The 19,315-nt window shown below is 65.4% G+C and carries 21 protein-coding genes; 12 read left to right on the forward strand and 9 right to left on the reverse strand.

Features of this window, described 5'->3' with window-relative positions:
* Positions 1 to 52: 52 nt before the first annotated feature.
* Positions 53 to 718: a GntR family transcriptional regulator gene (locus G6N35_RS19255; protein ID WP_163805684.1), complete on the reverse strand. Its 666-nt coding sequence runs from the start codon at positions 716 to 718 to the stop codon at positions 53 to 55.
* A gap of 131 nt (positions 719 to 849) precedes the next feature.
* On the opposite strand from G6N35_RS19255, the gene G6N35_RS19260 reads away from it, so the two are divergent.
* A complete protein-coding gene (locus G6N35_RS19260) occupies positions 850 to 2,025 on the forward strand; it encodes a cytochrome P450 (RefSeq protein WP_163805685.1) in 1,176 nt (391 codons plus the stop codon).
* Positions 2,026 to 2,083: 58 nt separating this feature from the next.
* Here G6N35_RS19260 and G6N35_RS19265 read toward each other — a convergent pair whose 3' ends face one another.
* The 5 genes from G6N35_RS19265 to G6N35_RS19285 all read right to left on the reverse strand — a co-directional run bounded on the left by G6N35_RS19265 (position 2,084) and on the right by G6N35_RS19285 (position 6,571).
* Complete coding sequence (locus G6N35_RS19265) at positions 2,084 to 2,869, reverse strand: LLM class F420-dependent oxidoreductase (RefSeq protein WP_163805686.1); 786 nt, start codon at positions 2,867 to 2,869, stop codon at positions 2,084 to 2,086.
* A gap of 51 nt (positions 2,870 to 2,920) precedes the next feature.
* The gene (locus G6N35_RS19270) at positions 2,921 to 3,814 is read right to left on the reverse strand and encodes an Rv0045c family esterase (protein ID WP_163805687.1); all 894 of its coding nucleotides are present in this window, start codon (positions 3,812 to 3,814) and stop codon (positions 2,921 to 2,923) included.
* Between the two features lie 46 nt (positions 3,815 to 3,860).
* On the reverse strand, positions 3,861 to 4,970 hold the full coding sequence (locus tag G6N35_RS19275; protein WP_163805688.1) for an inositol-3-phosphate synthase: 1,110 nt from the start codon (positions 4,968 to 4,970) through the stop codon (positions 3,861 to 3,863).
* Between the two features lie 53 nt (positions 4,971 to 5,023).
* Positions 5,024 to 5,569, reverse strand: a complete 546-nt coding sequence (locus G6N35_RS19280) for a PadR family transcriptional regulator (protein ID WP_059016281.1) — start codon at positions 5,567 to 5,569, stop codon at positions 5,024 to 5,026.
* A 147-nt stretch (positions 5,570 to 5,716) separates the two neighbouring features.
* Complete coding sequence (locus G6N35_RS19285) at positions 5,717 to 6,571, reverse strand: DUF1707 SHOCT-like domain-containing protein (RefSeq protein ID WP_163805689.1); 855 nt, start codon at positions 6,569 to 6,571, stop codon at positions 5,717 to 5,719.
* A gap of 113 nt (positions 6,572 to 6,684) precedes the next feature.
* Between G6N35_RS19285 and G6N35_RS19290 the strand changes: the two genes are divergently transcribed.
* From G6N35_RS19290 to dnaB, 9 genes are all read left to right on the forward strand, one after another.
* Positions 6,685 to 7,116 carry a DUF5318 family protein gene (locus G6N35_RS19290; RefSeq protein ID WP_163805690.1) on the forward strand — a complete coding sequence of 144 codons (432 nt, stop codon included), beginning with the start codon at positions 6,685 to 6,687 and terminating at the stop codon, positions 7,114 to 7,116.
* Positions 7,117 to 7,285: 169 nt separating this feature from the next.
* Positions 7,286 to 9,616, forward strand: a complete 2,331-nt coding sequence (locus G6N35_RS19295) for a transglycosylase domain-containing protein (protein ID WP_179967391.1) — start codon at positions 7,286 to 7,288, stop codon at positions 9,614 to 9,616.
* Positions 9,616 to 11,265, forward strand: coding sequence for a glycosyltransferase family 87 protein (locus tag G6N35_RS19300; protein WP_163807792.1), 1,650 nt, complete (start codon positions 9,616 to 9,618; stop codon positions 11,263 to 11,265). The genes G6N35_RS19295 and G6N35_RS19300 overlap by 1 nt, the downstream gene beginning before the upstream one ends.
* Entirely contained in the window at positions 11,234 to 11,872 is a 639-nt protein-coding gene (locus tag G6N35_RS19305) for a DJ-1/PfpI family protein (protein ID WP_163805691.1), read from the forward strand. Before G6N35_RS19300 ends, G6N35_RS19305 begins: the two co-directional genes overlap by 32 nt.
* 111 nt (positions 11,873 to 11,983) lie before the next feature.
* On the forward strand, positions 11,984 to 12,274 hold the full coding sequence (gene rpsF, locus G6N35_RS19310) for a 30S ribosomal protein S6 (RefSeq protein ID WP_059014612.1): 291 nt from the start codon (positions 11,984 to 11,986) through the stop codon (positions 12,272 to 12,274).
* Positions 12,275 to 12,350: 76 nt separating this feature from the next.
* Positions 12,351 to 12,851, forward strand: coding sequence for a single-stranded DNA-binding protein (locus G6N35_RS19315; RefSeq protein ID WP_163805692.1), 501 nt, complete (start codon positions 12,351 to 12,353; stop codon positions 12,849 to 12,851).
* Positions 12,852 to 12,912: 61 nt separating this feature from the next.
* Complete coding sequence (gene rpsR, locus G6N35_RS19320; protein WP_059014616.1) at positions 12,913 to 13,170, forward strand: 30S ribosomal protein S18; 258 nt, start codon at positions 12,913 to 12,915, stop codon at positions 13,168 to 13,170.
* A gap of 17 nt (positions 13,171 to 13,187) precedes the next feature.
* Entirely contained in the window at positions 13,188 to 13,646 is a 459-nt protein-coding gene (gene rplI, locus G6N35_RS19325) for a 50S ribosomal protein L9 (protein ID WP_163805693.1), read from the forward strand.
* Between the two features lie 477 nt (positions 13,647 to 14,123).
* Positions 14,124 to 16,751 (forward strand): replicative DNA helicase, encoded by a 2,628-nt coding sequence (dnaB, locus tag G6N35_RS19330; protein WP_163805694.1) that lies wholly within the window; start codon positions 14,124 to 14,126, stop codon positions 16,749 to 16,751.
* A 154-nt stretch (positions 16,752 to 16,905) separates the two neighbouring features.
* On the opposite strand, the gene G6N35_RS27780 is transcribed toward dnaB, so the two are convergent.
* From G6N35_RS27780 to G6N35_RS19345, 3 genes are all read right to left on the reverse strand, one after another.
* Positions 16,906 to 17,091: an SHOCT domain-containing protein gene (locus G6N35_RS27780; RefSeq protein ID WP_163805695.1), complete on the reverse strand. Its 186-nt coding sequence runs from the start codon at positions 17,089 to 17,091 to the stop codon at positions 16,906 to 16,908.
* A complete protein-coding gene (locus G6N35_RS19340; RefSeq protein WP_220098511.1) occupies positions 17,054 to 17,290 on the reverse strand; it encodes a hypothetical protein in 237 nt (78 codons plus the stop codon). Before G6N35_RS19340 ends, G6N35_RS27780 begins: the two co-directional genes overlap by 38 nt.
* A 106-nt stretch (positions 17,291 to 17,396) precedes the next feature.
* Positions 17,397 to 17,726: a DUF732 domain-containing protein gene (locus G6N35_RS19345; protein WP_246224646.1), complete on the reverse strand. Its 330-nt coding sequence runs from the start codon at positions 17,724 to 17,726 to the stop codon at positions 17,397 to 17,399.
* A 283-nt stretch (positions 17,727 to 18,009) separates the two neighbouring features.
* On the opposite strand from G6N35_RS19345, the gene G6N35_RS19350 reads away from it, so the two are divergent.
* Both G6N35_RS19350 and G6N35_RS27645 read left to right on the forward strand, forming a co-directional pair.
* On the forward strand, positions 18,010 to 18,717 hold the full coding sequence (locus G6N35_RS19350) for an AIM24 family protein (protein WP_163805698.1): 708 nt from the start codon (positions 18,010 to 18,012) through the stop codon (positions 18,715 to 18,717).
* 356 nt (positions 18,718 to 19,073) lie between these two features.
* Positions 19,074 to 19,208, forward strand: a complete 135-nt coding sequence (locus G6N35_RS27645; RefSeq protein ID WP_281357027.1) for a hypothetical protein — start codon at positions 19,074 to 19,076, stop codon at positions 19,206 to 19,208.
* Positions 19,209 to 19,315: the final 107 nt, after the last annotated feature.

The following is a 19,315-nucleotide window of genomic DNA, read 5'->3' on the forward strand; positions in this document are numbered from 1 at the left end:
CGTGGTCATCCACCGAACGTAGTGGTCGCACCGTGCTGGGCACGGCTTCTGATCAGACGGAATCCAACCCGGCGAATACTCCGCGCCGGCGCAGCTCGGCGATCAGCAAGTCAGCCATCAGGTCGGCGCGGTCGATGCACGCGCGCCGGGCCGCCGCCGGATCGCGCCGGCAGATCGCGGCGTACTCGGCTTCGATGATGGGTAGCAGATGGGTGCGCGATTCCCGGAAATCGTTCCAGAAGTGGCGTGGCATGAAGCTGCGTGAGGACCGGATGGTCGCCGTGAGGCGCGGTCCGGCATAGCCGGCGATCACGATGTCGCGAAACAGCTCGGCGCCGTCGACGTAAGCCCGTGGTGCGGTGGCCTCGCGCATGAGGGTCATCGTGGGGGCGAGGCTGGCCAGGATGTCGGCCCGCGGGTCGGCCGCGGCGCGGGCGGACACCGCGCCGGTCAGCAGCCCATGCACTTCGTAATGTTCGCGCACGCTGGCTTCGTCGAACTGCTGGACGAACGCCCCGCGGTGGTAGCGCGTGATGAGGATGCCGTCGTGCTCGAGCTGCACCAGCGCCTCTTGCACCGGCAGGCGGCTCAATCCGAGAGTGGCCGCGATCTCGTTGCGGTCGACGCGATCGCCGGAGCGAAGCGCGCCCGTCATGAGGAGATCGAGGATCTGGGCGACGACTTGGTCTTTTTCTTTGACGCCGTAGCGCTTGGGCATGGTGGTCTCCGGACGCGAGCCGGTGGGAGGGGGCGGATCGCTTCGTTGAATCCTTCCGCCTGAGTGGCCTGATCAATAGGGTAATCGGTCATTCCGACAAACAAGACTGTCAGTCTCGTTACGCTGCGGGCATGACGACGACGGAGCTGCCCGACGACTTCTATTCGGCGCTGCCGGTGGCCGCCGGTCGCACCGCGGCCATGGACTATCTGCGCCGACCGGGACCGGTGTACAAGGTGGGCGCCACGTGGTTGATCACCAGCTATGACGGTGTCCGATACGCGCAGAAGAACCCGGAGCTGTTCTCCTCGGCCAAGGCCTTCGACGGACTCAGCGACGTCATCCCGATGATCCCGCTGGCGATCGACCCGCCCAACCATGCCGACTACCGCCGCGTCCTCGACCCCATGTTCGGGCCTAAGCGCATGGATGCGATGGATGCTGACCTGCGCGCCCAATTGCGTGGCCACATCGACGCATTCGCTCCGCTCGGGCGCTGCGACGTGGTGGCGGACCTGTCCTACAAGTTCCCCACCCAGGCGATCCTCACCCTGTTCGGATTGCCGCTGGAACACCTACCGCAGTTCCTGGTGTGGGTGACCGGGATCATCAAGGGCGCCGACATCACCCAACTTGGGCTGGAGCCCACCCCCCAGGTCGTCGAATGCAGCATGGCGCTGTTCGGCTTCCTCCAGGAGCAGATCGACGCCAAACGCCGGCACCCCGGCGAGGACATGCTCAGTTCGATCCTCGCGCTCGATGGTGACCAGGCGTGGACGGACGCGGAGATCCTCGGGCTGTGCTTCCTGATCGTGCTCGCCGGTCTGGACACCGTCACCGGGTCCATCGGGTTCTCGTTGCTGACATTGGCCAATGACGTCGCGCTGCGCCATCGGCTCCTCGCCGACCCGGACTTGATCCCGCCGTTCGTCGAAGAGATGTTGCGGCTGGAGGGTCCGGTGCCCGGGGTGCCCCGCCGAACCACTACCGATGTCGAAGTCGAGGGCGTCACGATTCCGGCGAACTCGCCGGTGCTGCTGATGGTGAGCACCGCCAACCGCGAGATCCCGTCCGCCGGTCCGACGCCGGACGAGCTGGACCTGACCGCCAAAGCCGCCCACCTGGGTTTCGGCGGCGGTATCCACCGGTGCCTGGGTTCGCACCTGGCCCGCCGCGAATTGCGGCTCACCATCGAGGAATTCCACGCCCGGATTCCGGACTACCGGCTCGCCGGCGACGCCACCGTGCTCTGGCCCGGTGGCACGTTCGCCCTCGAATCGCTGCCGCTGGAGTTCGACCCCTGCTAGCCGAGTCGACGATGCCGCCGACGAAGGAGGCGGAGGAGGAGCGAGGCAATCGGCTGAGTCAGCGGCTATCGCGCCAGCGGATCAGAGCCTGCGCGGCACTCAGGTCGTAGTCCGGCCCGTCGCAACCCACGGTCATCAGCGTCACACCCAGTCCGGCGAGCGCCTCGGCGTTGGCCGCCAGGGTGTCGGAGTCAGTTCCCTCGACGCCTGACGAACGCTCGATGGTCGCCGGGTCGCGGCCGACGTCCTGACAGTGCCGCTCGAGTGCTTCGGCCTTGCCGGGGTAGGTGTCGGCGTTGGTGAAGCTGTGCCACTGATGGGCGTGCTCGGCCACCAACCGCAAGGTTTTGCGCTCACCTGCACCGCCGATCAGGATCGGGATCTCCCGGGTCGGCGCGGGATTGAGCTTGCCCAGCCGGGACTTGATCCGCGGCAGCGCCTGCGTCAGGTCGTCGAGACGGCTTCCGGCCGTGCCGAAGTCATAGCCGTACTCGTCGTAGTCCTTCTGTTTCCAGCCGGATCCGATGCCAAGGATCAACCGTCCACCGGAGATGTGGTCGACGGTGCGCGCCATGTCGGCGAGCAGTTCAGGGTTGCGGTAGGAGTTGCACGTGACCAGCGCGCCGATCTGAACGCGCGAGGTCTGCTCGGCCCACGCGCCGAGCATCGTCCAGCACTCGAAGTGAGCGCCGTCCGGGTCGCCGTACAGCGGGAAGAAGTGGTCCCAGTTGAAGACCACGTCGACGCCGATGTCCTCGCAGCGGCGCACCGCGTCGCGGATCTGGGCGTAGTCGTCGGAGTGTTGTGGCTGAAGCTGGACACCGATGCGAATGGGAAAGGTCACACCGCAACGGTACGTCGTGTACGCAACAAATATTCCTGGCTTCGCGCTGGGTCAGCCGGCGAGCACGTCGCGCAGCAGGGCGACCAGGGCGCGGGGCTGATCACCCTGGACCGAGTGACCGGCATCGGCTACCACCTGAACGCCCTTGAATCCGGGTGCGGCGCTGGCGAATTGGTCAGCATCCTCGTCGTTGACGAAGAAGGAGTTCGCTCCGCGGATCAAGGTGGTGGGGGTGGTGAGCTGCGGGACGTCGTCCCAGAGGCCCTCGAAGCCCTCGCCCTTGCGGATGCTGTCGTAGCGCCACGTCCAGGTGCCGTCGTCGTCCTGTTTGGTGTTGTGGAATACCCCGCGCCGCAAGGAGTTCCGGTCCCGGTGCGGGGCGGCTGCCACCGTCACCTCCAGCATGGACTGGAAGTCGGGGAAGGTGCGGTCGCCCTTGACCAGGGCCACCGTGCCCATCTGTGCCTTGGTCATCTGCTCGTGGCGTTCCGGTGCCGACGGCGTGACGTCGACCATCACGAGGTTGCGCACCAACTCCGGTGTGGTCACGGCCAGGCGCATGGCGGTCAAACCGCCCAGTGACATCCCGACGACCAGGTCGGCATCGGGCGCCAGTTCGCGGATCAGTGGTTCGACGGCGACGGCGTTGAGCTTGGGACCGTAGTCGCCGTCCTCGCGCCAGGCTGACCGGCCGTGCCCGGGCAGATCGATCGCCAGGGCGGGCACGCCGAGGCCCAGGATCACGGTGTCCCAGGTGTGGGCGTTCTGGCCGCCGCCGTGCAGGAAGACCACGCGCACCGGGTCCGTCCCCCAGCGCAGCGCGCTGATGGCACCGCGTTGGATGCGCTGCACCGCTGGCAGCGGACCGCTCACCCCCGCCTGTTCGGCGTTCTCGGACAGCAGAGCGAACTCGTCGAGTCCGAGCAGTTCTTCGTCGGAGATCATGTCTCTTTATACGACGAACGCGAAGTCGATCGGGCTCAGCCCTCGCCTACTGGCCGGCGATGAACTCCTCGAGCTCGGCGCGCGCCACGTCGTCGGCGAGCTGCTTGGGCGGGCTCTTCATCAGGTAGGCCGAGGCCGGGATGATCGGGCCGCCGATACCGCGGTCCTTAGCGATCTTGGCCGCGCGCACCGCGTCGATGATGATGCCTGCCGAGTTCGGCGAGTCCCACACCTCGAGCTTGTACTCCAGGTTCAGCGGCACGTCGCCGAAGGCGCGACCCTCCAGGCGCACATAGGCCCACTTGCGGTCGTCGAGCCACGCGACGTGATCAGACGGGCCGATGTGGACGTTCTTGTCCTCGACCTTGCCGGCCAGCGAGCCGGTGAGGTTGGAGGTGACGGCCTGGGTCTTGGAGACCTTCTTGGACTCCAGGCGCTCGCGCTCGAGCATGTTCTTGAAGTCCATGTTGCCGCCGACATTGAGCTGGTAGGTGCGGTCCAGGGTGACGCCGCGGTCCTCGAACAGCTTGGCCATCACGCGGTGGGTGATGGTGGCGCCGACCTGGCTCTTGATGTCGTCGCCGACGATCGGCACGCCGGCGTCGGAGAACTTCTTGGCCCACACCGGGTCGGAGGCGATGAACACCGGCAGCGCGTTGACGAACGCGACCTTGGCGTCGATGGCGCACTGGGCGTAGAACTTGTCGGCTTCCTCGGAGCCCACCGGCAGGTAGGAGACCAGCACGTCGACCTTGTTGTCCTTGAGGACCTTGACGACGTCGACCGGCTGCTCATCGGAGATCTCGATGGTCTCGGAGTAGTACTTGCCGATGCCGTCGAGCGTCGGGCCGCGCTGCACGACGACGTCGGTCGGCGGCACGTCGGCGATCTTGATGGTGTTGTTCTCGGAGGCGAAGATGGCCTCGGACAGGTCGAAGCCGACCTTCTTGGCGTCGACGTCGAACGCGGCGACGAACTTCACGTCGCGCACGTGGTAGGGCCCGAGCTTGACGTGCATCAGGCCGGGGACCGTCGAATTCGGGTCGGCATCCTGGTAGTACTGGACGCCCTGGACGAGCGAAGACGCGCAGTTGCCGACGCCGACAATGGCGACCCGCACATCCGTCGACGTTCCGGGCGCGTTGTGCTCAGTCATGGACGTTCTCCTTCTTGTACTTCTTCTGGCTGCTGTTCAGGTTCTGTATGGCGTCAAGCCTGGTCCGGGTGCCCCTGCGCGACCCGCTCCGCGGCGATCAGTTCGTTGAGCCATTTGACTTCCCGCTCGCTGGACTCCAAACCCAGCTGATGCAGTTGCCGGGTGTAGCGGTCGAACGAACTGCTGGCCCGCGCGACTGCTTCACGAAGGCCCTCCCGCCGTTCCTCCACCTGGCGACGACGCCCCTCGAGGATGCGCATCCGCGCTTCGGCCGGTGTGCGGTTGAAAAAGGCCAGGTGCACGCCGAAGCCGTCGTCGGTGTAGTTCTGCGGTCCGGTGTCGGCGACCAGTTCGGTGAACCGCTGTCGACCGGCATCGGTGAGCTGGTAGACCCGGCGGGCGCGGCGCAACACCGCGGTTCCGGCGGGCAGGGCATCCTCGGCGATCAGGCCGTCGGCCTGCATCCGGCGTAGGGCCGGGTACAGCGAGCCGTACGAGAAGGCGCGGAACGCCCCCAGTAGACCCGTGAGTCTCTTGCGCAGCTCGTAGCCGTGCATCGGGGACTCCAGGAGAAGACCGAGGATGGCCAGCTCCAGCATCCGGTCACCTCCCTTTGCTCAACCGTTACGCCGCTTCAACACCTCCGGCAATAGTATCGGGCCGATATATTCGGCGCCACTTGACGGTGAACACAGCGGTGCGCACGCGGCGACGTCCAGCGACGTCCCGGTGAACAAAAACCCCGATCAGGGGTAGTTGATCTGCTTGACGGTGCCGTCCGGGGCCAGCTGGATATAGCCGCTGCCGAAGTCGCTGGACACGTAGATCGAGATCGACAGCGTTCCAGGCGCCGTCTTGTCGCTGCTGGGGCCGATGACCAGGTAGGTGCTCGTGACATCGGCACGCTTGATGTTCAGCGTGTCGGGCGCGCCGTACAGCACACCAACGACGGCCTTGGCGTCGAACTTGCTGAGATCCACCACCGTCGCGCCGTCCGACTTCGAGGTCGGGCTTGGATCTCCCCAGCCGCCCCGATACGTGTAGGTGAGCTCACGACGGTCGTCGGCGGGATCAGGGCGATCCAGCGAGGCGTAGTCCGGGTAGACCAGCAGCCGGTAGCCGGTGGTGTCGCCGAAGCGCCTCTTCATCTGCTCCAACAGGCCGTTGAGGCCACCCAGTGAATGCAGCTGGCGCGGTGGGGTCAGCACGACTGGCGCCACCCCGTCGGCCTTGGCTCCGGGATCGGAGGTGAAATCGAGTGGCGACGAGGTGTTTCCGTACAGTCCCCAGCCGATCCCGATGCCGAGCACCACCAGCACCCCGGCGATCGCGGCCCGGAAACCCCAGCCGGCGCTCGCTGCCGGAACCCCGAGGCGCGGCTTCTTCAATGTCGGCAGCTGCACCGGGGCGTTCTCAGTCTGCAGGTCGGACACCAGCGCCCGCAGGTCGCCCAGTGTCATCGCCGTGGTGGCGGCCTTGACCCGCTCGCCGTGTTCGGCCATCGACAGCTGCCCTTCGGACAGCGCGGTGTCGAGGATCTGACAGATGTCGTTACGGTCGCTGTCCTTGGCGCGGGTGCTGGCAGTCTGGGGGGTTGCCACGACGATGATCGTAGAAGTTGGTCGGCCAATACCGCAGACCACACGGGCAATCAGGGGCAGCTTGAGGCCTGGTTACCTGCCAGTGCTCAGGTAGCCCACGTACTCTGGTCCCCGTGCGACTGCAGCGACAGGTAGTGGATTACGCCCTGCGGCGGCGCTCCCTGCTGGCCGAGGTCTACTCCGGCCGTACGGGTGTCACCGAGGTGTGCGACGCCAACCCGTACCTGCTGCGCGCCGCGAAATTTCATGGCAAGACCAGCTCGGTGATGTGCCCGATCTGCCGCAAAGAACCGCTGACCTTGGTGTCGTGGGTGTTCGGTGATCACCTGGGTGCAGTGTCCGGCTCCGCGCGCACCGCCGAGGAGCTGGTTTTGCTGGCAACCAAATACGACGAGTTCTCGGTGCATGTGGTGGAGGTATGCCGAACCTGCGAATGGAATCACTTGGTCAAGTCATACGTGCTCGGAACACCCCGGCCCACCAACGGGCGTGGTCGTCGCGGCACCCAGACGGCGCGCCCCGGCGCGCGTACGGCCAGTGAATAGCGAAGGGCGTCACGACCGGCCAGCCACTGACATCCGTGCGGGTTCAGCGGGGGATGGTGCGTCCGACGCACCGCGGCATGGCACCGAGACGCCGACCACCAAGTTTGCGGCCGCTGACGGACAGGGTGGTGCCGATTCCGCCCCGCCCCGCCCCGCCCCGCGGCGCCAGGTGCCACCGGATGACCGGCTGACCACCCTCATCGAGCCGGTCCGCGATGACACCACACCGCTGCTGCGTGATCCGATCGACGCCGTCAAGGCGGCCTTGAACGGCACACCGCCCCCCAAGCTTCCGCCGCCACCGCCGCCGACCGGGGGCGGGCGAGGCGGCCCACCGCCGCCGAAGCCGCCGCGCTTCTCCCAACAGATCTCCTGGAAGTGGGTGCGCCGGTCGATCTATCTGGCCGCCGTCGTCCTTATCGTCCTGCCGTTGCTCACCTTCGGTATGGCCTATCTGATCGTCGATGTGCCGCAACCGGGTGATCTGCGGACCAACCAGGTGTCGACGATCCTGGCCAGTGACGGTTCCGAGCTGGCGAAAATCGTTCCGCCTGAGGGCAACCGGGTCGACGTCAACATCGACCAGGTGCCGGTCCACGTCCGTAACGCGGTGATGGCGGCCGAGGACCGGGATTTCTACAGCAACCCCGGATTCTCCCTGACCGGATTCGCCCGCGCCATCAAGAACAACCTGTTCGGCGGTGATCTGCAGGGCGGCTCGACGATCACCCAGCAGTACGTGAAGAACGCACTGGTGGGTGACGCCCGTTCGGGACTCGGTGGCCTGGTCCGCAAAGCCAAGGAGCTCGTGATCTCGACGAAGATGTCGCGCGAGTGGTCCAAAGATGAAGTGTTGCAGGCGTATCTGAACATGATCTACTTCGGCCGCGGGGCCTACGGCATCTCGGCGGCCTCCAAGGCGTACTTCAACAAGCCGGTTGAGCAGTTGTCGGTGGCCGAGGGCGCCCTGCTGGCCGCCCTGATCCAGCGGCCGTCGACGTTGGATCCCGCCGTCGATCCCGAAGGCGCCGCCGCGCGGTGGAACTGGGTGCTCGACGGCATGGTGCAGATCGGTGCGCTGTCGAAAGACGATCGCGCCCAACAGGTCTTCCCGGCCACCGTGCCCCCGGACCTGGCGCGCTCGCAGAATGTGACCACCGGACCCAATGGCCTCATCGAGCGCCAGGTCACCAAGGAACTGCTCGACCTGTTCAACATCGACGAGCAGACGCTGAACACCCAGGGCCTGCAGATCACCACGACCATCGATCCCAAGGCGCAGCAGGCAGCCGAGGACGCGGTGTCGAAGTATCTCGACGGCCAGATGCCCGACATGCGGGCCGCCGTGGTGTCGATCGACCCGCGCACCGGTGGGGTGAAGGCCTACTACGGCGGGTCCGATGCCCAGGGTTTCGACTTCGCGCAGGCGGGTCTGCCCACCGGCTCGTCGTTCAAGGTGTTCGCCTTGGTCGCCGCCCTGGAGCAGGGTATGGGCCTGGGCTACCAGGTCGACAGCTCACCGGTGAACCTCAACGGCATCACGATCACCAACGTCGAGGGTGAGGGCTGCGGTGTCTGCAATATCGCCGAGGCGCTCAAGCGGTCACTGAACACCAGCTACTACCGGCTGATGCTCAAGCTGAAGAACGGCCCGGCCGACGTGGCCGACGCCGCGCACCGCGCTGGCGTGGCCACCAGCTTCCCCGGTGTGGAGCACACCCTGTCCGAGGACGGCAAGGGCGGTCCGCCCAACAACGGTGTGGTGCTGGGCCAGTACCAGACCCGCGTCATCGACATGGCCTCGGCGTACGCGACACTGGCCGCTTCCGGGATCTACCACAAGCCGCACTTCGTGGAGAAGGTCGTCAACGCCCGCGGCGAGGTGCTGTTCGACGCCTCTCAGCAGGACAACAGCGGCGAACGCCGGATCGAGAAGGCGGTGGCCGACAACGTGACCGCCGCGATGCAGCCGATCGCGGGGTGGTCCAACGGCCACAACCTGGCGGGCGGGCGCGCGTCGGCGTCCAAGACCGGTACCAACCAGCTCGGTGACACCGGCGCCAACCGGGACGCCTGGATGGTCGGGTACACCCCGTCGCTGTCGACGGCGGTGTGGGTCGGAACCACGGACGGCACTCAGCCGCTGGTCAACAAGTGGGGCGGACCGGTGTACGGCTCGGGCATCCCGTCCGACATCTGGAAGGCCACCATGGACGGCGCCCTCAAGGGCACCGACAACGAGTCGTTCCCCAAGCCTACCGAGGTGGGTGGCTACGCGGGTGTGCCCGCACCGCCGCCTCCGCCGCCACCTTCGGCACCGCCGCCGCCGAGCGAGACGGTGATCCAGCCGAGTATCGAAGTGGCGCCGGGCATCACGATCCCGATCGGGCCGCCGACCACCATCACCGTGCCGCCGGCCGGCGGGCCTGCGCCCGCGCCGGAGGCCCCGCCGCAGGGTGATCCCAACGCTGCCGTTCCCGCGGGACCGCCACCGCCGTGATCTCCGGTGACGGCCAACCGCGCTCGACGGTGTCGCCGCTGCCGCTCGCCGAGGACCTGCGCAGCGCCGATGACCGCGACTTTCCCAGTCGCACAGATACTCTCGGGTCGGCACTGTCGGGTGTCGTCGGCGGTCCGGTCGGCCGGCACGCGCTGATCGGGCGCACCCGGGTGTTCACCCCGCTGCGGATCATGTTCATCTTCGCGCTGGTGTTCCTGGCGCTGGGCTGGTCCACCAAGGCGCCGTGTCTTCAGACCGTCGGTACCGGGTCCCCGGACAAGCGCGTGGCCAACTGGCAGAACCAGCGCGCCTACTACGAGCTCTGCTACTCCGACACCGTGCCCCTCTACGGTGCGGAATTGTTGAGCCAGGGCAGATTCCCGTACAAGTCCAGCTGGATCGAGACCGACTCCGGTGGGCGCCCGCAGACCCGCTACGACGGGAAACCGGCGATCCGCTACATGGAGTATCCGGTGTTGACCGGGGTCTACCAGTACGTGTCGATGGCGCTGGCCAAGACCTACACCGCGGTGGCCAAGATGGCGTCGCTTCCGGTGATCGCCGAAGTGGTGATGTTCTTCAACTTCGCCGCGCTCGGTCTGGCGCTGGCCTGGCTGGCCACGGTGTGGGCAACGTCCTGGCTGGCCGGTCGGCGGGTCTGGGATGCTGCATTGGTCGCGGCCTCCCCGGTGCTGGTGTTCCAGATTTTCACCAATTTCGACGCGCTGGCAACGGCATTGGCGGTTGGCGGTCTGCTGGCCTGGGCGCGCCGTAAGCCGGTGCTGGCCGGCATCCTCATCGGCCTGGGTGTTTCGGCCAAGCTGTATCCGGCACTGTTGTTGTTCCCTCTGGTGGTGCTAGCGATCCGCACCGACAAGGTGGCCGACGCCGCGCGCACGGTAGTAGCCGCGGTCGGTGCGTGGTTTGTGGTGAATCTTCCGGTGATGCTGCTGTTTCCACGCGGCTGGTCGGAGTTCTTCCGGCTGAACTCCCGCCGCGGTGACGATATGGATTCGCTCTACAACGTGGTCAAGTCCTTCACCGGGTGGGACGGCTTCGACGGGAACCTCGGCTTCTGGGAGCCACCGGTGGTGCTGAACACGTTCGTGGTGGTGGCGTTCCTGTTGTGCTGTGCGGCAATCGCTTACATCGCGCTGACGGCGCCGCAGCGGCCGCGGGTAGCGCAGCTGGCGTTCTTGACCGTTGCCGCGTTCCTGTTGGTGAACAAGGTCTGGAGCCCGCAGTTCTCGCTGTGGCTGGTGCCGCTGGCGGTGCTGGCTCTGCCACACCGTCGAATCCTGTTGGCGTGGATGACGATCGACATGTTGGTCTGGGTGCCGCGGATGCTTTACCTCTGGGGCGAGGCCAACAAGGGCCTGCCCGAGCAGTGGTTCACCGCGACCGTGTTGATCCGCGATCTCGCGGTGATCGGCTTGATGGTGCTCGTCGTCCGTCAGATCTATCGACCCGAACTGGATCTGGTGCGCTGGGGCGGGCGGATCGATGATCCGGCCGGCGGGGTGTTTGACGGTGCACCCGATGCGTACCCGGCACGCTTGCCCCGATGGTTGCGGCCGCGGATGGCCGGCACCGATCCCCAGACTCAAGGAGCACCGGATGCAGGTCGCGATAGCGCTGTTCCCGCGTAACACCGCACTCGATGCCGTCGGCCCCTATGAGGTGCTGCAACGCATCCCGTCGATCGATGTCGTCTGGGTGGGGCACCAGCGCGGTGAGGTGCGCAGCGACAACGGCATGCTCGGGCTGATCTGTGACGCCACCTTCGAGGAGATCACCGAGCCGGATGTACTGGTGTTCCCGGGCGGCATCGGCACCCGAACCCTCATCCACGACGACGAGGTGCTCGACTGGGTGCGCCGCGTGCACCGGCAGACGAGGTTCACCACCTCGGTGTGCACCGGCAGCCTGGTACTCGCGGCCGCCGGATTACTCGATGGCTTGACCGCGGCCACGCACTGGCGGGCCACCGAACTGCTGGAATCGCTCGGCGCGATTTATACCCCGCAGCGGGTGGTCGAGCACCTGCCGCAACGCCTCATCACCGCCGCCGGGGTGTCCAGTGGCATCGACATGGCGCTGCGGCTGGTCGAGCTGCTGGTGGATCGCGAGGCAGCCCAGGCGGCCCAGCTGATGATCGAATACGACCCGCAACCGCCGTTCGACTCCGGTGCCCCGGCCAAGGCGTCCGAGGTGGTGCGGTCCCGGGCCGACGAGTACTACCGTCAGCGGAGCTGATTTCGCTGATCAGCCTGCGTTCGGGTAGCCTTGCCAGGTTGCCGACGCAGGCGACTCTCCTGCCACGGATTCACCGTGGCCGCTACGACCATAGGAGGTGATGAGGTTCCCATGCGTCCATACGAAATCATGGTCATCCTTGACCCCACTCTTGACGAGCGCACCGTAGCCCCGTCTCTGGAGACGTTCCTCAACGTCATCCGGAAAGACGGTGGCAGTGTCGACAAGGTCGACATCTGGGGCCGTCGTCGGCTGGCGTACGAAATCGCCAAGCATGCCGAAGGCATCTACGCCGTCGTCGACCTGAAGGCCGAACCGGCCACCGTGTCCGAGCTCGACCGTCAGCTCAACCTGAACGAGTCGGTGCTGCGGACCAAGGTGATGCGGACCGACAAGCACTAAGTGGAGAAGTCCGCGAGCGTCGTAGCTGTTACGTAGGCTTCGCGGTACATCCACCCGCCTATGCCAGGAGGACCTTGTGGCCGGTGACACGACCATCACCGTCGTCGGAAACCTGACCGCCGACCCCGAACTGCGGTTCACGCCGTCCGGTGCAGCCGTCGCCAATTTCACGGTGGCGTCCACACCACGGATCTATGACCGCGCCAGCGGGGAGTGGAAGGACGGCGAAGCGCTGTTCCTGCGCTGCAACATCTGGCGTGAGGCGGCCGAGAACGTCGCCGAGAGTCTCACCCGGGGCTCTCGGGTGATCGTGACCGGCCGGCTCAAGCAGCGGTCCTTCGAAACCCGTGAGGGTGAGAAGCGCACAGTGGTCGAGGTCGAGGTCGACGAGATCGGCCCGTCCCTGCGCTATGCCACCGCCAAGGTCAACAAGGCCTCGCGTGGCGGTGGTGGCGGCGGCTTCGGCGGCGGCGGAGGCGGTTCGCGTCCGGCGGCGGTCGAGTCCAACGACGATCCGTGGGGCAGTGCCCCGGCGTCGGGCTCGTTCGCCGGTGGTGACGACGAACCACCCTTCTGACACACGACATACCTTCAGCGCGCCGGTGCGCGCGCAATGAATGAACGAAAGAGATTGACTCATGGCCAAATCCTCCACGAAGCGGCGTCCTGCTCCGGAAAAGCCGGTCAAGACCCGCAAGTGCGTGTTCTGCTCCAAGAAGGGGCAGAGCATCGACTACAAGGACACCGCGCTTCTGCGCACCTACATCAGCGAGCGCGGCAAGATCCGTGCCCGCCGGGTGACGGGTAACTGCGTGCAGCACCAGCGTGACATCGCGATCGCCGTCAAGAACGCGCGCGAGGTTGCTCTGCTGCCGTTCACCTCGTCGGCTCGATAGACAAGGAAGTAACGACAATGAAGCTGATCCTGACTGCCGAGGTCGATCACCTCGGTGTGCCCGGTGACACCGTCGAGGTCAAGGACGGGTACGGCCGGAACTACCTGCTGCCCCGTGGCCTGGCGATCGTGGCCTCGCGCGGCGCGCAGAAGCAGGCCGACGAGATTCGTCGGGCGCGGGAGGTCAAGACCATCCGCGACCGCGAGCATGCCGTCGAGGTCAAGACCGCCATCGCCGCTCTGGGCGCCGTCACGCTGCCGGTGAAGGCCGCGGGTGACTCGGGCAAGCTGTTCGGCTCGGTGACGGCCAACGACATCGTGAGTGCCATCAAGAAGGCCGGTGGCCCGGCCCTCGACAAGCGCGCCGTGCAGCTGCCCAAGGCCCACATCAAGGCCACCGGCAGCCACACCGTCGGGGTGCATCTGCATCCCGAGGTCAACGTCGACGTGACCGTCGACGTCGTCGCGGCGAATTAGCCACCAGCGTCAATTTCCCCGGGTGGCGGCCCTACCGGCTGCCCCCGGGGAATTGCTGTTTTCTGGCGAACTCTTCTGGTGGGGTGAGCGTCAGCTAACCTAACCGTCCGTTAACCTGGCGCATAAGGTTCCGCAACACAACACGCCCGGGAACGCAACCCGGCACGACACGCCGCGTGAGTTGCCATCCACAGAACATAAGTGTCGCTATTGTGCGCTCAGCTGGGCAGATGGCGCCAAACTCCACAGTGATCCACAGGTTTTCCCCAAGGCCTCAACACCACTGTCCCCAGCTATGCACAAACCACTAACAGGTTGGCCAACAGGCCGGGTTTGCGTGTTCTCCAGCAACGTCTAGCGTGATGGCTCGGCGATGCAGACCAAGTCCACGACGACCGGCCTTGTCGGTGCCCGCGGGTACAAAACTGGACAGCGAGTCGAACGTGCGTTCGGCAGGCGAGGAGGTGGGGACAGTTTATGGCGGTCGTTGACGATCTCGGTCAGCCCGGGATGGACGCCCCTCCGCCCAGTGAGGACTTCGGCAGGCAACCGCCCCAGGATCTTGCCGCGGAACAGTCCGTGCTGGGCGGCATGCTGCTCAGTAAGGACGCCATCGCCGATGTCCTGGAGCGGCTGCGTCCCGGTGACTTCTACCGCCCCGCCCACCAGAACGTTTACGACGCGATCCTGGACCTTTACGGCCGCGGTGAGCCTGCCGACGCGGTGACCGTCGGTGCCGAACTCGATCGCCGTGGCCTGCTGCGCCGGATCGGCGGCCTGCCGTATCTGCACACGCTCATCTCGACGGTGCCGACGGCGGCCAACGCCGGGTATTACGCGGGCATCGTGTCGGAGAAGGCGCTGCTGCGGAGGCTCGTGGAAGCCGGCACCCGGGTGGTGCAGTACGGCTACGCCGGGGCCGAGGGGGCAGACGTCGACGAGATCGTCGACCGCGCCCAGGCTGAGATCTATGACGTCACCGAGCGGCGGACGTCGGAGGACTTCGTTCCGCTCGAGCAGCTACTGCAGCCGACGATGGACGAGATCGACGCCATCGCCTCCAGCGGCGGTATCTCCAAGGGCGTGCCGACGGGGTTCACCGAACTCGACGAGCTGACCAACGGGCTGCATCCGGGACAGATGATCGTGGTGGCGGCGCGGCCCGGTATGGGCAAGGCGCTGAGCCTCGATACCCTGCTGCCGACGCCGGACGGCTGGACCACGATGGGCGAGGTCGCCGTCGGTGATTACCTTCTGGGCGCCGACGGAGTCCCGACGCGCGTGGTCGCTGCCACGGAGGTCATGCTCGGTCGGCCGTGCTACGAGGTGGAGTTCTCCGACGGCACGGTGATCGTGGCCGATGCCGAGCACCAGTGGCTGACTGACACCCGTGCGTCTCGGAAGTCTGCTCAAGCAGCCGCTGTCGGCTACAACCGAACGAAGAACCAACGAACGTTCGCCGCGGTTCGGACGACGCGGGAGATCGCAGCGACCCTGCGTTGCGCGACTCGCGATCGCCGACTCAACCACTCGGTGGCCAACGCCAACCCAGTGCAGACGCCTGAACGTGAGCTTCTTGTTCCGCCTTACACGTTGGGTGCGTGGTTGGGCGACGGCACCAGCGCCTCCGCGCAGATCACGGTTGCCGATCCGGAAATCATCATGCGCGTCGAAGCCGAAGGCATCGAGGCGCATCGATCCACCACCGCGCAATATCGCTACCAGCTCTCCCTGCCTGCTGCCGCCGCGCCCGACGCAAGGGACTGTGCTGTCTGCGGGAAACCATTCATTCCCAAGACAAGTCAGGTCCGAACCTGCGGGCAGTCATGCGGTGGAAGGGCGCGACTCGTGTCAGAGCCCGCTCCGGCCCCCACATGCGGTCGTTGCGGCGGTCCCTCGTGTGGACTGCAGCTGTGCCAGCAGTGCCGGAACCAAGTGGGCACACTTCAAGGTCGACTGCGGACCATCGGAGTGCTCAATGCCAAGCACATCCCGGTCGACTACCTTCGCTCCTCCGAGGCGCAACGTAGGGCACTCCTCGCAGGGTTGTTGGACACCGACGGGACCGTGACCAACGGAGGCGCGGTGCAGTTCTCGGTGACGGACCGCCGCCTCGCGGATGATGTCTTCGAACTCGTCGTCAGTCTTGGCTACCGTTGCCACAGAACGACGAAGTCGGTCCAGGGGCGTTCGCAGCAGAGTTCAACCGCCTACATCCTCAACTTCTCAGCTGACGAAGACGTTTTCTTCCTGCCCCGGAAAGCATTGGTACACAAAGAACGTCGAGCCCGCAGTAATGTTCGTTCCTCGTCGCGATTCATCACTGACATACGTCGTATCGACAGCGTGCCCGTGCGATGCGTACAGGTGGACAACGTCGATCACCTATACCTCGCAAGCCGCGCCATGATCCCGACACACAACAGCACGCTCGGCTTGGACTTCATGCGTTCGTGCTCCATCAAGAACCGGCTGCCGAGCATCGTGTTCTCGCTGGAAATGAGCAAGTCCGAGATCGTCATGCGCCTGCTGTCCGCGGAGGCCAAGATCAAGCTGGCCGATATGCGTTCCGGCCGGATGACCGATGACGACTGGACGCGGCTGGCGCGGCGAATGAGCGAGATCAGCGAAGCGCCTTTGTATATCGACGATTCGCCGAACCTGACGATGATGGAGATCCGCGCCAAGGCGCGCCGGTTGCACCAGAAGGCCGGGCTGCGGCTGATCGTGCTGGACTACCTGCAGCTGATGACATCGGGCAAGAAGGTCGAATCACGTCAGCAGGAAGTCTCCGAATTCTCCCGCCAGATCAAGCTTTTGGCGAAGGAGCTCGAAGTTCCGGTGGTCGCGATGAGCCAGCTGAACCGCGGTCCCGAGCAGCGCACCGACAAGAAGCCGATGCTGTCCGACCTCCGCGAGTCGGGTTCGATCGAGCAGGACGCCGACTTGGTCATCCTGCTGCACCGGCCAGATGCCTTCGAAAGTGATGACCCGCGCGGTGGCGAGGCCGACCTCATCATCGCCAAACACCGTGCGGGACCGACACGAACGGTGACGGTCGCGCACCAGCTGCACTTGTCGCGGTTCACGAACATGGCGCGGTAGCGCTCAGCTGTTGTGGCTACTCACGTTTGATGTCTGGTCGACGAGGAGTCGGAAAGAAACTCCAGGCGCGGTGGCGCTGCTCGGTCGTCTCGACCCGTCGTCTCTCTCGTTGGGGGTGGCCGGGCGGTTCCGCTTTCCCGCGGAATCAGGGCGGTCAGGTCTCGCCCGGGATCCTGGATTTCTGTTGCGCGAATTCCTCGTCGGTTATCAAGCCGCGGTACTTGAGCGCGGCCAGCCTCTCCAAGCGGTCAACGGGGTCGTTCGATGGCGATGTGGCGGGCTGCGCTTGCGTTGTTTGGCTACTAGACGCTTGCAGAGCGGACATCGCCTGAAGTTGCATCGCCGCGCTGCATCATCTGATCGCGGAAACCGCTGGGGTCGGCAATCGCCTCACGGATCAGGTCAGTCATCGGCATGCCCATCACCTCTGCCTCGGCCAGCTCGGGCCGGTTGCCGATGATCGCGTCACCAGCGGCGGAGATCGGCTGGTGATCCAGCTCGACCTTGCTGCGGTTGGCGGGGTCGTAGAGCACTGCCACTCTAGTGCCAGGGCGGGGCTGATTCAGCTGCGGCAGCACGGAATCGCACAGTTTCTACCCAGCACGGATTTCGCCGGCTTCGTGTGTGCGCCGCTCGCTAGCGACCTCAGTAGGTCAGAGTTTTCGGTAGCAGGTCGACTTCGGGAAGACAGTAGCTGGTGATAGCTGCGGCGATGACCATCGCTGATTGGTGTTTCGTCGTCCCGGTTGCCATGTCATGCTGGACTATCGTCACCAGCGAGTCAAAACCCTTCTGCGAGAGGCGGTCACGCAATCCGCGACCGTAGGCGGTGGCGGCGACCAGACTACCGGCGGGGACTCCCACTGTCTGAAGAGCCGACAGGTAGGTGGTGTCGTCATCGTCGGCGTGGGCCTGCGGCGCGACGCCAACGATTAGCACGGCCCCGGCTATCAGTATCACAGCTTTCACGAGCATGAACACTAGTGGCGGCCTTGGGTCATGGCGAGGTTGCTAACAGATGGCGAGCATGGCCATAGCAGCTTTGACGTGTGCCGAATGCCGCCGCGGTGACCGGTGCTCGGCCGACACGAGGTTGCAATCCCTGGGCGCAAACACTTCGCGGTCATCATTGACAGCGGACCGGAAGGTACACGGCGGAAGGTTCACAGCTCAGCGAGGGCGCTGCACCCGCAAGTTGGCCGTGATAATGATGGCTTCGAGGTCACTGGGGCGCACGGACGGAGAGGTCAACTACGGCATGGATCAACCTCTTTCACCGCCACGGCTGCTTCCCACCACCGAGACCAGCGGGCAAGCGCCAGGGGTGGGATATGCCATCAGCGGCGAGTTGGTGCCCATCTTGCATGTGCGTCTAGACGGGCGGGTACCGGTCTTCTTCGAACATCACGTCGTGCTGTGGAAGAACCCCGACCTACAGATTGGAATCCATCCCCTGCGCGGTGGATTCAAGCGAGTGGTGGCGGGAATGCCGATCGTGCTGACCGAGACCCAAAGCCCCGGTGAGATCGCGTTCTCCCGTGACGGCGCAGGCCACCTCTTCGCGCTGCACCTCAATCCCGGGATGGCGATCCAGGTGCGTGAACACCAATACCTCGCCGCGACCGGCAATCTGGACTACACCTTCACCCGGCAACGCGGAATCGCCAACATGCTGGTGGGGGGCAACGGGTTCTTCGTCGACCGGTTCGCCGCGACCAACAGTGAGGGCGTGGTGTGGTTGCACGGCTACGGCAACGTCTTCGAAAAGGTGCTCGCACCGGGTAAACAGATCGACGTCGAGCCCGGTGGCTGGATCTACCGTGACGATACGGTGGAGATGGAGGTCCAGATGTACGGCCTCAAGACCGGCATGCTCGGCGGGACCAGTCTGGTGTTCAACCGGTTCACCGGACCCGGACGCGTCGGCATCCAATCGATGTACCTGCACCTACCCACTTCCGACTAAAACCCGCGCACGAAATCTCTCACGCCCAAAGGGGGCGTCTCCGCCTCATGGTCCTGACGCGTCACTCGCTGGCCTATCCACGATGACGGTGAGACAGAAATGACACGTCTCATATGTCTAGAATCGAGACGACACGGTGTTGGGATGGGGTAAGCGGACGTGCTTGCAGATCTGGTGTCGTCCCACAGCGGACTCCCAGTCGAGCCCAAGCACGCGTTCCTGACGCACCGCTTAAACGTGCGGGTGCGTCGATCCATAGGAGTGCAGCCAACACCTGACAGCTCCTGCGGGCGACACTAATGTGCGGGTCGGTCTGCGAACAGATCTCTAGCTGGCTTCACGTCAATCCCATCATCATGGTCGTCGGCACGGTCATGATCGCCCTGACGATGTTCCGGCTGGCTCGCCGTGGTCGATGGTTGGTCATCTTCGCCATGATCGCCGGCTGGATCGTCGTCGCAACACTCGTCATGCGGATACTTCCCTCGTAGCCCCTGCACCGCCATGGTGCGTTCTCCACCACGCGGGTCTTGGCGACACGCGTGAACGCGGATTCGCGCCAAGCGTCAGCGAACAAGTGACGTGCCCTGGTTCTGGT

Origin of the sequence: Mycolicibacterium anyangense (genome assembly GCF_010731855.1) — a bacterium.
Taxonomy (GTDB): domain Bacteria; phylum Actinomycetota; class Actinomycetes; order Mycobacteriales; family Mycobacteriaceae; genus Mycobacterium; species Mycobacterium anyangense.

Bases quoted from the DNA above. Each gene is read 5' to 3' on its own strand.
- G6N35_RS19255 (WP_163805684.1), bottom strand. From the start codon at position 718: ATGCCCAAGCGCTACGGCGTCAAAGAAAAAGACCAAGTCGTCGCCCAG.
- G6N35_RS19260 (WP_163805685.1), top strand. From the start codon at position 850: ATGACGACGACGGAGCTGCCCGACGACTTCTATTCGGCGCTGCCGGTG.
- G6N35_RS19270 (WP_163805687.1), bottom strand. From the start codon at position 3,814: ATGATCTCCGACGAAGAACTGCTCGGACTCGACGAGTTCGCTCTGCTG.
- G6N35_RS19275 (WP_163805688.1), bottom strand. From the start codon at position 4,970: ATGACTGAGCACAACGCGCCCGGAACGTCGACGGATGTGCGGGTCGCC.
- G6N35_RS19280 (WP_059016281.1), bottom strand. From the start codon at position 5,569: ATGCTGGAGCTGGCCATCCTCGGTCTTCTCCTGGAGTCCCCGATGCAC.
- G6N35_RS19305 (WP_163805691.1), top strand. From the start codon at position 11,234: ATGCAGGTCGCGATAGCGCTGTTCCCGCGTAACACCGCACTCGATGCC.
- rpsF (WP_059014612.1), top strand. From the start codon at position 11,984: ATGCGTCCATACGAAATCATGGTCATCCTTGACCCCACTCTTGACGAG.
- rpsR (WP_059014616.1), top strand. From the start codon at position 12,913: ATGGCCAAATCCTCCACGAAGCGGCGTCCTGCTCCGGAAAAGCCGGTC.
- rplI (WP_163805693.1), top strand. From the start codon at position 13,188: ATGAAGCTGATCCTGACTGCCGAGGTCGATCACCTCGGTGTGCCCGGT.
- dnaB (WP_163805694.1), top strand. From the start codon at position 14,124: ATGGCGGTCGTTGACGATCTCGGTCAGCCCGGGATGGACGCCCCTCCG.
- G6N35_RS27780 (WP_163805695.1), bottom strand. From the start codon at position 17,091: ATGCAACTTCAGGCGATGTCCGCTCTGCAAGCGTCTAGTAGCCAAACA.
- G6N35_RS19345 (WP_246224646.1), bottom strand. From the start codon at position 17,726: ATGCTCGTGAAAGCTGTGATACTGATAGCCGGGGCCGTGCTAATCGTT.
- G6N35_RS19350 (WP_163805698.1), top strand. From the start codon at position 18,010: ATGGATCAACCTCTTTCACCGCCACGGCTGCTTCCCACCACCGAGACC.
- G6N35_RS27645 (WP_281357027.1), top strand. From the start codon at position 19,074: ATGGTCGTCGGCACGGTCATGATCGCCCTGACGATGTTCCGGCTGGCT.